This window comes from Streptomyces sp. NBC_01237 (genome assembly GCF_035917275.1).
GTDB lineage: Bacteria > Actinomycetota > Actinomycetes > Streptomycetales > Streptomycetaceae > Streptomyces.
Genome location: NZ_CP108508.1, coordinates 5802603 through 5817756, shown reverse-complemented (window position 1 = coordinate 5817756; position 15154 = coordinate 5802603). Strand labels below are relative to the sequence as shown.

Sequence of the window (15154 nt, the reverse complement as noted above, 5' to 3'; positions counted from 1 at the left end):
TCCGGCCAATCCTGGGCGGTCACCGGCCGGTCCGCCCGCCCGGCCACCCCCGGATCCGGAAGTGACTCCTCCCCGACCCCAGGCCCGTTCCGGATCCGCTGCGGGTCCGTACCGGGTCCGTTCCAGGTGAGCCTTACCTCACAGGATCGGCGGCCCCGCGGCGTTCTACGCTGGTGGATGCGCTGCCCAAGGGAGGTCAGCCGCTGTCGCCGAGTGAGGAATGGCCGTAATGCCAGAGTTTGCGTACTCCGATCTGCTCCCCCTGGGAGAGGACACCACGCCCTATCGTCTGGTGACCGCCGAGGGTGTCTCCACCTTCGAGGCCGACGGCCGTACGTTCCTCAAGGTCGAGCCCGAGGCCCTGCGCACGCTCGCCGCCGAGGCCATGCACGACATCTCGCACTTCCTGCGCCCGGCGCACCTCGCACAGCTGCGCCGGATCGTGGACGACCCCGATGCCTCGTCCAACGACAAGTTCGTCGCGCTCGACCTCCTGAAGAACGCGAACATCGCCGCCGCGGGTGTCCTGCCGATGTGCCAGGACACCGGCACGGCGATCGTCATGGGCAAGCGCGGCCAGAACGTGCTGACGTCGGGCGGTGACGAGGAGGCGCTGTCGCACGGCATCTTCGACGCGTACACCAAGCTCAACCTGCGCTACTCGCAGATGGCCCCGCTGACCATGTGGGACGAGAAGAACACCGGCTCGAACCTTCCGGCGCAGGTCGAGCTGTACGCCACCGACGGCGGCGCGTACAAGTTCCTCTTCATGGCGAAGGGCGGCGGTTCCGCCAACAAGTCGTTCCTCTACCAGGAGACCAAGGCGGTCCTCAACGAGACCTCCATGATGAAGTTCCTGGAGGAGAAGATCCGTTCGCTGGGCACCGCGGCCTGCCCGCCGTACCACCTGGCGATCGTCGTCGGCGGTACGTCGGCCGAGTTCGCGCTGAAGACCGCGAAGTACGCCTCCGCGCACTACCTGGACGAGCTGCCCGCCGAGGGCTCCCCCACCGGGCACGGCTTCCGGGACAAGGACCTGGAGGAGAAGGTCTTCGAGCTGACGCAGAAGATCGGGATCGGCGCGCAGTTCGGCGGCAAGTACTTCTGCCACGACGTACGCGTCGTCCGGCTCCCCCGGCACGGCGCCTCGCTGCCCGTCGCCATCGCCGTGTCCTGCTCGGCGGACCGCCAGGCCACCGCGAAGATCACCGCCGAGGGCGTCTTCCTGGAGCAGCTGGAGAGGGACCCGGCGCGCTTCCTGCCGGACACCACCGACGACCACCTGGACGAGGCCGCGGATGTCGTGCGGATCGATCTGAACCGGCCGATGGACGACATCCTCGCCGAGCTGACCAAGTACCCGGTCAAGACCCGGCTCTCGCTGACCGGCCCGATGGTCGTGGCGCGCGACATCGCACACGCCAAGATCAAGGAGCGGCTGGACGCGGGCGAGGAGATGCCGCAGTACCTGAAGGACCACCCGGTGTACTACGCGGGCCCGGCGAAGACGCCCGAGGGATACGCCTCCGGTTCCTTCGGCCCGACGACGGCCGGCCGCATGGACAGCTATGTCGCGCAGTTCCAGGCGGCGGGCGGCTCCAAGGTGATGCTGGCCAAGGGCAACCGGTCCCGGCAGGTCACCGACGCGTGCGACGCGCACGGCGGCTTCTACCTCGGCTCCATCGGCGGCCCGGCCGCGCGCCTCGCGCAGGACTGCATCAAGAAGGTCGAGGTCATCGAGTACGAGGAGCTCGGCATGGAGGCGGTCTGGAAGATCGAGGTCGAGGACTTCCCCGCGTTCATCGTGGTCGACGACAAGGGCAACGACTTCTTCACCGAGCCCGCCCCCGCGCCGACCTTCACCAGCATTCCGGTACGGGGCCCCGGCCTCGGCTGACCGGCGTACGGGCCTACCGGCGTACGGGCCGTCTGACCGGCCGACGTACGGACCGCCCGGCTGACCGGCGTACAGGCCGGCCGGCGTACAGGCGAGCAGTGGTGGGGGCGTTCCGGACGGAGCGCCCCCACCGTGCGTTTCCGGCCACCCCGCCCCGCGCCGCCGCCCCACCGCGTTCCCGCGGCCGTCGCCGTACGCCGGTCAGCCGTCCAGCAGGCCCGAGGTCGCGACCAGATAGCCGAGCTGGGCGCGGCTGTTGCTGCCCAGTTGCTCGGAGACCTTGCGCATGTGCTCGGCGACGCTGCGCCTGCTCATGCCGATGCGCCGGGCGATCGCCGCGTCCGTCTCGCCGTTGACGACCGCCTGCAGGATCGCGCGCTGGAGGTCGGAGGTGATGACGGAGGTGCGCAGCGGTGCGCGTTCGGGGCGGACGGGGACCGAGCGGGCCCATGCCTCGTCGAAGTGCCGGACCAGGAAGCGGACCAGGGGCGGGTGCTGGATGCGCAGCGCGTTGTGCGGTTCGTCGGAGAACGGGATGAACGCGAGGTCGCGGTCGAACACGATGATCCGGTCGGCGACCTCGGTGAGCGTCCTGACCTCGGCCCCCGCCTCGGTCACCTGCTCGATGTACGCGAGCGTCGTGCGGTCCGAGCGGACGGTGTGCTGGTAGATCGTGCGCTGCCGGATGCCGCGCCGCAGGTTGTTCAGGTCCCGGGGCAGCGACTCCTGGAGGATGTGCGCGGGACGGCCGCCGCCCGGGTGCGCGGTGCGCACCTCCTCGCGGCAGCCGCCGACTCCCGCTTCGAGGGCCTTGCTGATGACGGCGTGTCCGGAGAGCCGGGTGAGGGCGGGCTGTTGGAGCCGGTGCACATCGGCGTACAGGCCCTCGAAGGCGGCGAGGGCGGCGCGCGCCGAGCGCAGGGTGCGGCGCTGTTCGAGGATCGCCTCCTCGATGGGGGCGAGCGCGGCGAACGACGCGGTCTCCGGCGGCACGGGGATCATGAAGCCCGGTGATTCCCGGTCGGCCACCATCAGATGCAGGGCGCGCAGACAGCCGGCCACCTCGCCCCGCGGAAGGCTTCCCTCCAGGAGCGCGCGCCGGTAGGTCGTGAGTGCCGTCTCGCAGGGCCGCTCCGGCATCGGGCGGTCCGGCGTCGATTCGCGGCAATCACATACCGGTGGGAGGGATTGATCGTCCTGCACAAGTATGCAGATTACCTTTGTGCGAACGGGACTACATCGGTGAGTGCTCCGCCTGCACGAGTATGTGCGGGTGACACCCGGTATCAACAGCAGCGGCAGCGAATCGAACAGCCCAACAGCGAACGAAGCGGACGGCGAAACAGGTGGAGAAACGGAGAACGCGGCGGTGAGCTCTGTCAACACGGCGCGTTCCGAGCGGCGTTATCGATTCCTCGTCGCGGGATACGCCGTCTCTTCGTACGGCACGTTCCTGAATATGGTGGCGCTCAATCTGTTCGTCTATGAGACGACGGGCAGAGCGCTCGCCATGGGCCTGTTCATGGCCGTTCGGCTGGCTTCCGGATTTGTCGCCGGACTGATGGCGGGCGGGCTGCTCGCCCGCTTCACGGCGAAAAGCATCATGCTGTGGGTGAATGTCGCGCAGGCGGCGGTGATGCTGCTGCTCATTCTGGCGCCGGACGGACTGCGCACGGCCGCGCTGATGTCCGTCTCGCTGGTCATCGGGGCGTGCGGAACGCTGTTCATGGTGTCGTTGCGCAGTTCGATCCCGGAGATGGTCGGCGAGGACCGCCGGGCCTGGGCGAACTCCCTGTCGATCACGGGACGTTCGCTGGCGATGGTGGCGGGCTTCGCCTCGGCGGGTGTGGTGGTGTCCCTGGTCGGGTACACCGCGGCCTTCGCCGTCGACATGGCGACCTTCGCGGCCTGCGCGCTGACGGTGGCCCTGCTGCCGATCGCCGCGGGCGGCAGGGGTGCGGGCGCCGCGCCGGATTCGGAGGGGGATTCCGGCGGGCGCGCGGGGGAAGGGCCGGCACCGGAGCCGGCCGGGGGCGCGGCGGCGAAGGAGACCGGGCGGCGCGGGGCTCTCGCCTTCCTCGCGGGGTGGCGACGGAGGCCCGTCGCGCTCCTGGCACTGGCCGCCGCGCCCGGCATGGGCCTGATGGTGGCGCTGCGCGGGGTGGACGCGTTCGGTTCGTCCTCCCACAACGCGGCGCTGCCGATCTACTCCACCGAGCTGGACGCGTCGAACCCCGCGGTGTTCGTGTCCGCCTTCTGGTGTGTGTGGGCGCTGGGCAACATCGGCGCGCAGCAGGTGATCCAGCGGTATGCGAAGCGCACCGGGCGGTCGGTGGGCGCGCTGGGCTTCGGTTACGGGACCGTCGTGATGTCGGCGGCCTTCATCCTGGCCTTCGCCGGTTTCCCGCTGCCCGTGACGGCGGTGATCGCGCTGGTCGCGGGCGCCGCGGACGGCCTCACCGAGGTGTCGTACACCTCGCATCTCCAGACACTCCCGGCCGACTTGCGCGGCCATGCCTTCGGGCTCTCCGCAACGTTCGAGAACCTCGGCTTCGGGGTCGGCATGATCCTCGTGGCCGCCGCTCTCGACCGGTACACCTCCTTCACCGTGGTCGCGTGGTCCCATGGGGCTGCCATCGTGGTCGCGCTGGCGTTCCTGCTGCGGGTGGCGGGGCTGCGGAGGGGAGAGGCAGTTGAAGGACAACCGCATCGCGGTGAAGGACCGTCGCACAGCGGTGAGGGACCGTCCGATCGCGGTGATCGGGACGGCGCTGAGGTTTCCCGGGGCTGACAGCACCGAGGAGTACTGGCGCGACATCCGCGCCGGTGTCAGTCATGTACGCCGCTTCACCGAGGCCGAGTTCGCGGCGGCCGGGGTACCGGAGTCGGAGTACCGCGCGCCGGGGTACGTCGGGGCGAGCGCGCTGCTGGATTCCGTGGACGGTTTCGACGCCGCGTTCTTCGGGATGAGCGGGCGGGAGGCGGCGCTCACCGATCCGCAGCAGCGGCTGTTCCTGGAGTGCTGCTTCCACGCGCTGGAGGACGGCGGGTACGCGCGGCCGGACGAAGCGGTACGGATCGGGGTGTACGGGAGCTCCGGCTACCGCCTGTACTCGCTGCACAGCTATCTCGCGGAGAACCTCGCCGCGGAGTCCCGGTCCGGCGACTGGATGACGGCCAAGCAGGTACAGGTCGGCACCTACCCGGACTTCACGGCCAACCGGGCCGCCTACCGGCTCGGCCTGACCGGTCCCGCGGTGAACGTGGCGACGGCCTGTTCGAGTGCGCTGGTCTCCGTGCATCTGGCCTGCCAGGCGCTGCGGGCCGGGGACGCGGAGCTGATGCTGGTGGCCTCCTCCGCCCTGCATCTGCCGCAGATCACCGGGCACCGGCCGGTGAAGGGCTCCACGCTCTCCCCCACCGGCACGGTCCGGGCGTTCGACGCGGACGCGGACGGCACCGTCGGGGGCAACGGGGTCGCCGCCGTCCTGCTGAAGCCGCTGGACCGGGCGGTCGCCGACGGGGACACCGTGCGTGCCGTGATCCTGGGCTCGGCCGTCACCAACGACGGTTCGGACAAGGCCGGGTTCGCCGCGCCGGGGGTCGCCGGACAGCGCGACGCGGTGCTCGGGGCGCTGCGCGCGGCCGGGGTCCCCGCGGAGTCGATCGGCTATCTGGAGGCGCACGGCACGGGCACGCTCAAGGGCGATCCGATCGAGTTCGCCGCCCTGACGGAGGCGTTCCGCCGGCACACCGGCCGGACCGGATTCTGCGCCCTGGGCTCCACGAAGCCCGCCATCGGCCATCTGGACAGCGCGGCCGGGCTGGCCGGGCTGATCAAGGCGATCGAGGTGCTGCGGCACGGGATCGTCCCGCCACTGGTGAACTTCTCCCGCCCCAACCCGGCGCTCGCGGTCGACGACAGCCCCTTCGTACTCCCGGCCCATGAGCGGGACTGGCCGGTGAGCGGCGTACGGCGCGCCGGTGTGCACTCCATCGGCATGGGCGGTACCAATGCGCACGTGATCATGGAACAGGCGCCCCCGCGTGCGGAAGACGTGCCCGGCGCGCTCCCGCGTGCGGCACGGACGGCCGGCGCGTTCCCGCGTGCGGAACGCCTGTCCGGCGCGGACGGTGCGGAGGTCCCGGCGCTGCTTCCGCTGTCCGCCGCGAGCGGGGAAGCGCTGGTGGCGTACGCCCGCTCGGTACGTGACCATCTCGTACGCCGGCCCGGCACGGACCGCGCCGATCTGCTGGTCACCACCGCGCTGGGACGGCGCCTGCTCCCCCACCGGCTGGTCGTCACGTCCGCCGACCCGGTCGCCGGGCTCGACGCCTTCCTCCGCGACGAGGCGGCGGGCGGGACCTCAGGCACGGTGGCGGGCGCGGCGGCGGGCCGTGCCTCCGGTGAGGAGTACGTGACGGGGGTGGTGGACGGGGAGGGTGCGGTCGAGCCGGTCTTCCTGTTCAGCGGACAGGGCGGCCCGCGCCCCGGCATGGGCGCCGAACTGTCGGCCCGCTTCCCGGTGGTGGCCGCGACACTCGCCCTCTGTGCCCGGCTGTACGAGGAGGAGACCGGCCACCGCGACTTCCTGGCCCGGGTGGTGGACGGGCGGGGGCCGGACCGGTGGGACACGGCCTTCGCCCAGCCCGCGCTGTTCGCCCTCCAGATCGCCCAGGCCCGGCTGTGGGAGGAGCTGGGTGTCACGCCGGGGCGGGTCGCCGGACACAGCGTCGGCGAGTACGCGGCGCTGTGCGTGGCCGGGGCGATGGACGTCGAGGACGCGATGCGACTGGTCTGCCGGCGCGGGCAGTTGATGCAGCGGGACGTGGCGCCGGGTGCCATGATCGCCGCCTTCGTGCCGGGCGAGCGGGTACGGGAACTGCTGGCCGCGGTCGACGGACTGGAGCTCGCCGCGGTCAACGCCACCGCCGCGCATGTCCTCGCCGGCCCCCCGGCGGCGGTCGCCGCGGCCCGTTCCCTGCTGGCGGACCGGGGCGAGGCCCACGAGCCGCTGGACCTGGACCGGGCCTTCCACACCGCGCTGCTCGACCCGATTCTCGACGATCTCCGGATCCTCGCCGAGAAGACGGAACTCCGGCCGCTGCGCACGGAGTTCGTCAGCGGCCTGGACGGCGCCGCGCGGCCCGTCGGCTGGCTGCCCGACGCCGACCACCTGGTCCGGCAGGCCCGCCGCAGAGTGGACTTCGCCGCCGTACTGGACACCCTCGGCGATGCCCCCGTCCTGCTGGAGCTCGGACCGTCCGCCGTGCTGAGCGGGATGGCCCGCCGGGCCCGGCCGGACGCCGTCTGCGTACCGACCCGGCAGTGGGAGCGGGCGGTGGCCCGGCTGCACTGCGCGGGGACACGTGTCGACTGGTCCGCGCTGCTCGCCGGGTGCGGCGGGCGGCGGGTGCCGCTGCCGACGTACCCGTTCCGGCATCAGTCGTACTGGTCCGGTCCGGCCCCGGTACGGGCCGCCGCGATCCCGCACATATCCACACGCTCGACGGAGGATGGCATGACCGAACAGGCCGTACTGGACCGGGTGCTGGAACTCGCCGCCCGCCATCTGGGCCACCGGCCCGCGGAGGTCGGCGCCGACCGGTCGTTCGTGGCAATGGGCGCGGACTCGTTGCAACTGATCGGTATGGTACGGCAGTTGGAGGCGGAGTTCGGTACGGAGCTCGCCATGCGGGAGATCCTGGAGGAAGCGGGGACCCCGAGGCTGACGGCCCGGCTCATCGCGGGCCGGACGGCACAGGAGCCGGGCCGTGCGCAGGACCGGGGGCAGGACCGGAAGCAGGACCGGTGGCGCGAGCGGGCGCCCGAGCAGGTGCCGGCGCAGCGACGGGCACCGCAACCGGAGCCGGAGCCGGAGCGAGGGCACGGAGCGCCCGACGGGCCCGTGTACGCCACCCGCGCCGAGGTCGAGGAACTGTCACGCCAGATAGGCCAGTTGGCGCAGACCCAGGCCGCGATGCTGACCCAGCTCTCCGCCGCGGTGGCCCTGCTGACCGACCGTACCGAGGCGGCGGACCGATGAGCACGGCGTCCGGCGAGGACCGGAACGCCACGGCCGAGGCGGTGGCCAGGGCGGCGGCACTCTCCCGGCAGCTGACCGAGCAGCTCGCCGCAGCCGGACGGGACCGTACGCGGCGACCGGCACCCCGGCCGCCGCGGCCCGCCGCTCCGGCCGGTCCGGAGCCGGACGCTCCGCCGGCCGCCTCCCACGGCCCCCGCCTCGTCGTGGAGGCGTCGGGCGGCATGGCCGGGGCAGGGGCCGACGCCGCGCAGCGCGCCCACACCGCGTCCCTCGTCGACCGGTTCACCGAACGGACCCGCACCTCCAAGCGGCTCGCCCAGCGGCACCGCCCGGTGCTCGCCGACAGCCGGGCCGTCGTCGGGTTCCGCGACGCCACCAAGGAGATGCTCTACCCGATCACCGCCCGGTCGGCACAGGGCTCCCGGATCACCGACGTCGACGGCAACGACTACACCGACATCACCATGGGCTTCGGCTCCCTGCTCTTCGGCCACGAACCGGAGTTCGTCACCGAGGCCGTCCGGCGTCACCTCTCCCGGGGCCTCCGCCTCGGCCCCCGCTCCCCCGACACCGGCGAGGCCGCGGCGCTGCTCGCCGAGCTGACGGGGCTGGACCGGGTGGCCTTCGCCGCTTCCGGTACGGAGGCGAACTCGGCAGCCGTACGGCTGGCCCGCGCCGCCACGGGCCGCGACAAGGTGGTCATGTTCCGCGGCTCGTACCACGGGCACATCGACTCCGTACTCGGCCGCCCCGGCGGTCCGGACCACCACGCCGTCCCCGTCTCGCGCGGCATCCCGGCGAGCGCCGTCGCCGAACTGATCGTGCTGGAGTACGGCGGCCAGGAAGCGCTCGACACCATCGACGCGCTGGGCGACCGCATCGCCGCCGTCCTGGTGGAGCCGGTCCAGTGCCGCAATCCCGCCCTGCGCCCGGTGGAGTTCCTGCGCTCCCTGCGCGAACTGACCGCGCGCCGGGGCATCGTGCTGCTCTTCGACGAGATGCTGACCGGGCTGCGCCCGCACCCGCGCGGCGCCCAGGACCACTTCGGGGTCGTGCCGGACCTCGCCACCTACGGCAAGGCACTGGGCAGCGGCTTCCCGGTCGGGGCCGTGGCGGGGCGGGCCGATCTGCTCGACGGGGTCGACGGTGGCTTCTGGAGCTACGGGGACGGCAGCCGTCCTCCGAGGGAGACCACGTTCATCGGCGGCACGTACATGCAGCACCCGCTCTCCATGGCGGCGGCGAGGGCGGTGCTCACCCATCTCAAGGAACAGGGGCCGGGGCTCCAGGAGCGGCTGAACGCCCGCACCGTGGCACTCGCCGGGCAGCTCAACGACTTCTTCCGGGACGAGGAATTCCCGCTGGAGCTGGCGCACTTCGGCTCGATGTTCCGCTTCACGCACCGCGCCGACATGGAGCTGCTCTACCACCACCTCCAGCTGCGCGGCGTGTACGTGTGGGAGTGGCGCAGCTTCTACCTCTCCACCGCGCACACCGACGAGGACGTGGCGGCGGTGGCGGACGCGGTGAAGGGTTCACTGCGCGAACTGCGCGACGGCGGTTTCTTCCCCCGTACGGAACCGGCGCCGAGGCCCGCGAAGCAGCCGGTGCGACCGGTGCGCCCCGCCCCCGACTTCGGGGTGTACTTCTTCGGCGACCATCCGGAGGCCGACGCGTCCCCGGACGGCGGCGCGTCCCCGGAGGGCGGCGACACCTCCGCGTACGCCACGAGCACCACCGAGGCGTACGACGCGGTCTTCGAGACGGCGCGCTTCGCCGACGAGAACGGTTTCTCCTCCCTCTGGCTGCCCGAGCGGCACTTCCACTCCTTCGGCGGCCTCTTCCCCAACCCCGCCGTCCTGGCCTCCGCGCTGGCCCGCGAGACCGGCCGTATCCGGATCAACGCGGGCTCCGTCGTCCTGCCGCTGCACGACCCGGTGCGGGTCGCGGAGGAGTGGTCGGTCGTCGACAACCTCTCCGGCGGCCGGGTCGGCATCGGGTGCGCCACCGGCTGGCACGCCCAGGACTTCGCGCTGCACCCCGACCGGTTCACCGGCCGGCGCGAGATCGCGTTCGCGCACCTGGACGAGGTCCGCAGGCTGTGGCGCGGCGAGGCCGTCCGGCGGCTCACGGGCGAGGGCGCCGAGACCGAGGTACGCGTCCATCCGCGGCCGGTCCAGAAGGAGCCGCCGCTGTTCCTCGCCACATCCGGGCAGCGCGCCTCGTACGGGGAGGCGGCCCGGCTCGGGCTCGGCGTCGTCACCAATCTGATGAGCCAGACCGTGGCCGAGCTGACCGCGAACATCGCGCACTACCGGCAGGTCCGCGCGGACCGCGGGCTGGACCCGGAGACCGGCCGGGTGACCGTCCTGGTGCACACCTACCTCGGTACGGACCACGACACCGCACGGGCCGAGGCGCTGGAGCCGATGAGCCGCTATCTGCGGTCCTCGCTGCTGATGCGGTCGGCCGCCACCGCGCTCGGCCGGAGCCCGCAGGACGTCGCGGAGGCGAGCGAGGAGGACCTCGACTATCTGTTCCGGCGTGCCTACGACCGGTACTGCGACCAGCGGGCCCTGATCGGTACGCCGGAGAGCGTCGCGCCGTTCGTCGACGCGCTGCACCGGGCGGGCGTGGACGAGATCGCCGCGCTCGTCGACTTCGGGGTCGGGCGGGAGCAGCTGCGCTCGGGGCTCACTCAGCTGGACGTGCTGCGCCGGCGCACCCGGGAGCGGGTGCGAGAGACGGTCGCGCCCGCCACCTCCGCGCAGCGGCGGCTGTGGCTGGCTTCCCGGCTGCTCGGCGACTCCGCCGCGTACAACGAGACCCAGGCGGTACGGCTGCGCGGGCCGCTGGACGAGGCCGCGCTCCGTACCGCCGTGGACGGGCTGGTGGAGCGCCATGCCGGACTGCGGACCGTGTTCCGGGCCGGACGGGGCGACGGGCCGGGGGACGAGACCGTGATGCAGGTCGTCCGGTCCGGGCAGCGCGTTCCCCTGCGGGTCACCGATGCCCTCGGGCAGCGGCCCGACACGGCGATCGGAGCAGTGCTCTCGGAGGAGAGCACCCGTGTCTACGACCTGGCGGCGGGGCCGCTCTTCACCCCCAGGCTGGTCCGACTGGCCGAGGACGACCACGTGTTGGTGCTCGGCCTGCACCACATCATCACGGACGCCCACTCGGCCGGACTGATCGCGGCCGACCTCCAGGAGCTGTACCGGGCGGCGTCCGCCGGTCGCCCGCCCGTGTTCGAACGGCCCGCGGGGACGACTGTCGGGGCCGCCGAGCCACCCCGCACCGAGGCCGACCTGGCCTGGTGGCGCGAGTCCCTCGGCGAGAAGCCACCCGTCCTGGAGCTGCCCACGGACCGGCCGCGCGGGCGCCGGGTGGCTGGGCGCGGTGGTGCGGAGGCCCGCACGCTGGACCGGGAGCGGACGGATCTGCTCCGGGAGTGGAGCGGGGAGCGGGGCGTCACCCTGTTCGCCACGCTCTGCACCGCCTGGCAGCTGGTGCTGCGGCGGCGCTCGGGGCAGGACGACTTTCTGCTCGGCACGACCTTCGGGCGGCGTCAGCCGGAGACCCTGGACACGGTCGGGTTCCATGTGGCGTTGCTGCCGTTGCGGCTGCGGGCGACCGACGCGACCCCCGTCGCGGAGTCCGTACGGGCCACGGGGCGAGCCCTGTTCGACGCGGAGGAGCACAGCCGGGTGGACCTCGACGCCCTGCTCGCCGCGGTCCACCCGGCTCCGGGCCGTCCGCGGCCCTTGATCACCGTGTCGATCGACCTCGACGGCGCGCCGCTGGCCGGAATCGAACTGCCGGGTCTGCACGCGGAGGAGGTGGCGGCGGGGACGGAGTCGGCCCCGCTGGAGCTGGCCCTGATGGCCACCCGCACGACGGCGGGCGGACTGCGGTTGCGGCTGCGCTACGACGCGGATCTGTTCGACGCCGCCACGGCGCTCGGGTATCTCACCGAGCTGGACGACACCCTGCGGTCGATGACCGAGGACGGCGCGGAACGGGAGGAAGGGTCCGCGAGTGAGGACCGGGACGGATCGGCCGGTGACGGGACGGCGGCCGTGCTGCGGGAGGTGTGGGAGGCCGTCCTCGATGTGCGCGGCTTCCCCGCCGAAGCCAATTTCTTCGACCTCGGCGGCAACTCCATCGCCGCGATCCGGCTGGTGAACCGGGTCCGCGACACGCTCGGCGTCGACTACCCGCTGGCGGACTTCTTCGCCGAGGCCACATTGCGGGCGATGACGGAGCAGCTCACGGACGGGATCGCGGGCGGGATCACGGAAGAGGTCCCGGGGGGCGTACCGGAAGAGGTCCCGGGGGGCGTACCGGAAGAGGTCCCTGGGGGCGTACCGGAAGAGGTGCCGGGGGGCGGGGCGGAAGACGTGGCGGAGACCGTCCTCGACCGTGCCCCCGTCAGCGCCCAGCAGGCGCGGATGATCGACGGTCACCACGCCGTCCCGCAGGCCGAGGTGTGGAACGTGCCGACCCGGATCACCTTCACCGGGCCCCTGGACCCCGAGGCGCTGCGGTCCGCCGTCGCCGAGGTGATCGCCCGCCACGACTCGCTGCGAACCCGCTTCGTACAGGACTCCGGCGGGAAGGGGCCCGTACCCGAGGAGTCCGTACCCGAGAAGTCCACACCCGAGGGATCCGTACCGCGGCAGCCGGACCGTGCGGCGGTGGGCGGTGACTGGTGGCAGGAAGTGGTGGCCCCCGCTCCGCTCGTCCTGCCCGTCGAGGATCTCACCGGACTGCCGCCCGGCGAACGGGCGGCGCGGGCCGAGGCGTTGTGCCGGGAGACGGCCGCGAGCGGCTTCGATCTGGGCCGGCCCGCCCTGCCCAAGCTGCGGCTCCTGCGCGTCGAGGAGGACCGCTGGGCGCTGATGTTCGTGCTGCACCACATCACCATCGACGGCTGGTCCCTGTCGCTGCTGCTCGCGGAGATCGCCGAGCTGTACACCGCGGCGGCAGCGGGCGTGATCCACACGCTCCCGGCACCGGCCCTGCAGTCCCCGGAGTACGCCCGCCGGCAGCGCGCGCACCACGACCCGGCGACCGAGGCGGCCAGGGCCGCCTACTGCGCCGCGTACCTGGACGGGGTGCCGTCCGCCGTCCCCGTACCCACCGACCGTCCGCGCCCCGAGCGGCTGAGCGGGCGCGGGGACACGATCCGCTCGGTCGCGTCGGGCGAGGTGCGGGCGGCGGTGGAGGAGTTCGCGAGCGCCCGGCACACCACCCCGTTCGCGGTCGCGGCGGCGGCCCTCGGGGTGTTCCTGACCCGGCTCTCCGGGGAGCCGGACATCCTGCTGAGCGTTCCGTACGCCAACCGTGAGGGCACCGAGTCCGAGTCGCTCGTCGCGATGACATCGACCGCGGTGATGGTGCGCGTACGTCAGGATTCAGCCAATCTCGCGGAGAGCTGCGCGGAGTTCGCGGTGCGCACCGGGGCGGGAGCGATGGGTGCCATGGCCCACGTCCTGCCGACCGCGCGGATCATGCAGGCGATGCGGGATGCGGGCGCGGACAGTGTCCCCGACCGGGTGCCGCACGTCCTGGCGTTCCAGAATTCCGTCGACACGGACATCGAGATACCCGGTCTCCGGGTCGAGGTGGCCGATCTGGCACCGCCGCTTTCCCGCAGCGAGCTGTGCTTCGGGCTTGCGCCACGACGGGACCCTGCGAAGGGTTATCGGACGTTCCTGGAGTTCTCCTCGGACCTCTGGAACCGGGAAACCGCCGAGAACCTCCTGTCCTCGTACACCGAACTGCTCGCCGAGTTCTGTGCCCGGCCCGACCGGCCGGTCCGTGAACTCCTGGAGACGACCGAAGTGCCATCAGTGTTCTCACCCTCGCAGTCACAGCCGAACACCGGAAAGGCGGACGCCGTATGACGCCGGCCCCCCACCGCAGCCACACCGACGACCTGCTCTCCTTCATCGCGGCCAGCCCTTCGCCCTACCACGTGGTGGCGAGCGCCACCCAGCGCCTGGAGAAGGCCGGATTCCGCGAGCTGCGCGGTACGGACGACTGGACCGGGGCGACCGGCGGCTGTTTCGTCGCCCGTGCCGGTGCGCTGATCGCCTGGTACGTCCCCGAGGGCGCCCCCACCCACACCCCCTTCCGGATCGTCGGCACCCACACCGACTCGCCGAACCTGCGGATCAAGCCGTCGCCCGACACCGGGACGGCGGGCTGGCGCCAGATCGGCGTGGAGATCTACGGCGGGGTCCCGCTCAACACCTGGCTCGACCGCGACCTGGGCATCTCCGGCCGGCTCGCCCTGCGCGGCCCGGACGGCAGCCCCCGCAACCGGCTCGTCCAGATCGACGAACCCCTGCTGCGGGTGCCCCAGCTGGCCATTCACCTGGACCGCACGGTCAACGAGGGCGTGGCACTCGACCGGCAGCGGCACATCGCCCCGATCTGGGCCCTGGGCGATCCGCAGGAGGGCGCGCTGCTGCGCCGGGTGGCGGCGGCGGCCGAGGAGGACCCGGCCGATGTGCTGGGCTGGGACCTGATGCTGCACGACATCCAGCCGCCCGGATACCTGGGGGTCGACCGGGAATTCGTGGTGTCGTCCCGGCTGGACAACCAGATCTCGGTGCACGCGGGGGTCACGGCGCTGGTCGAGGCGGCGACCGGGGTCGAGGAGCCCCGGTACATCCCGGTGCTGGCCGCCTTCGACCACGAGGAGGTCGGCAGCGGCTCGGAGACCGGGGCGCAGAGCCCGCTGCTGGAGCGGGTCCTGTCGCGTTCCGTCTCCGCTCGGGGCGGCAGCGGCGAGGACTGGTCGCGGGCCCTGTCCGGCGCGTTCTGCGTCTCCGCCGACATGGCGCACGCGGTGCACCCCAATTACGCGGAACGGCACGACCCGGACCACCGGCCGCTGCCCAACGGCGGCCCGACGGTCAAGGTCAACGTCAACCAGCGGTACGCCACCGACAGCACCGGCATCGCGGTGTTCACGGCGGCGTGCGAGCGGGCGGGCGCCCCGTGGCAGCCGTTCGTCTCCAACAACGCGATGCCGTGCGGCACCTCGATCGGTCCGCTCACCGCGGCCCGGCTGGGTGTCACGACGGTCGACGTGGGGGTGCCCGGGCTGTCCATGCATTCGGCGCGCGAACTGTGCGGCGCGGACGACCCGGCGTATCTGGCGGCCATCCTGGGCGCCATCATGACCGGCTGAGGGCTG

General features: G+C 72.6%; 6 protein-coding genes. 5 read left to right on the top strand and 1 reads right to left on the bottom strand.

Translation table 11 applies throughout. The features are described from left to right. Positions 1 to 229 precede the first annotated feature (229 nt). Entirely contained in the window at positions 230 to 1897 is a 1668-nt protein-coding gene (locus OG251_RS26045; RefSeq protein WP_326679399.1) for a fumarate hydratase, read from the top strand. A 201-nt stretch (positions 1898 to 2098) separates the two neighbouring features. On the opposite strand, the gene OG251_RS26040 is transcribed toward OG251_RS26045, so the two are convergent. Further along, positions 2099 to 3100, bottom strand: coding sequence for a LuxR C-terminal-related transcriptional regulator (locus tag OG251_RS26040; RefSeq protein WP_326679398.1), 1002 nt, complete (start codon positions 3098 to 3100; stop codon positions 2099 to 2101). Positions 3101 to 3266: 166 nt separating this feature from the next. Here OG251_RS26040 and OG251_RS26035 point away from each other — a divergent pair, with 166 nt between their 5' ends. Genes OG251_RS26035 through OG251_RS26020 form a run of 4 tightly spaced genes read left to right on the top strand, consistent with a single transcriptional unit; the run spans position 3267 to position 15148 of the window. Beyond that, entirely contained in the window at positions 3267 to 4688 is a 1422-nt protein-coding gene (locus OG251_RS26035) for an MFS transporter (protein WP_326679397.1), read from the top strand. Further along, a complete protein-coding gene (locus OG251_RS26030; protein ID WP_326679396.1) occupies positions 4591 to 7944 on the top strand; it encodes a type I polyketide synthase in 3354 nt (1117 codons plus the stop codon). The genes OG251_RS26035 and OG251_RS26030 overlap by 98 nt, the downstream gene beginning before the upstream one ends. Continuing rightward, positions 7941 to 13853 (top strand): MupA/Atu3671 family FMN-dependent luciferase-like monooxygenase, encoded by a 5913-nt coding sequence (locus OG251_RS26025; RefSeq protein WP_326679395.1) that lies wholly within the window; start codon positions 7941 to 7943, stop codon positions 13851 to 13853. The genes OG251_RS26030 and OG251_RS26025 overlap by 4 nt, the downstream gene beginning before the upstream one ends. Further along, positions 13850 to 15148 (top strand): M18 family aminopeptidase, encoded by a 1299-nt coding sequence (locus OG251_RS26020; protein ID WP_326679394.1) that lies wholly within the window; start codon positions 13850 to 13852, stop codon positions 15146 to 15148. Before OG251_RS26025 ends, OG251_RS26020 begins: the two co-directional genes overlap by 4 nt. Positions 15149 to 15154 lie beyond the last annotated feature (6 nt).

Bases quoted from the DNA above. Each gene is read 5' to 3' on its own strand.
- OG251_RS26045 (WP_326679399.1), top strand. From the start codon at position 230: ATGCCAGAGTTTGCGTACTCCGATCTGCTCCCCCTGGGAGAGGACACC.
- OG251_RS26025 (WP_326679395.1), top strand. From the start codon at position 7,941: ATGAGCACGGCGTCCGGCGAGGACCGGAACGCCACGGCCGAGGCGGTG.
- OG251_RS26020 (WP_326679394.1), top strand. From the start codon at position 13,850: ATGACGCCGGCCCCCCACCGCAGCCACACCGACGACCTGCTCTCCTTC.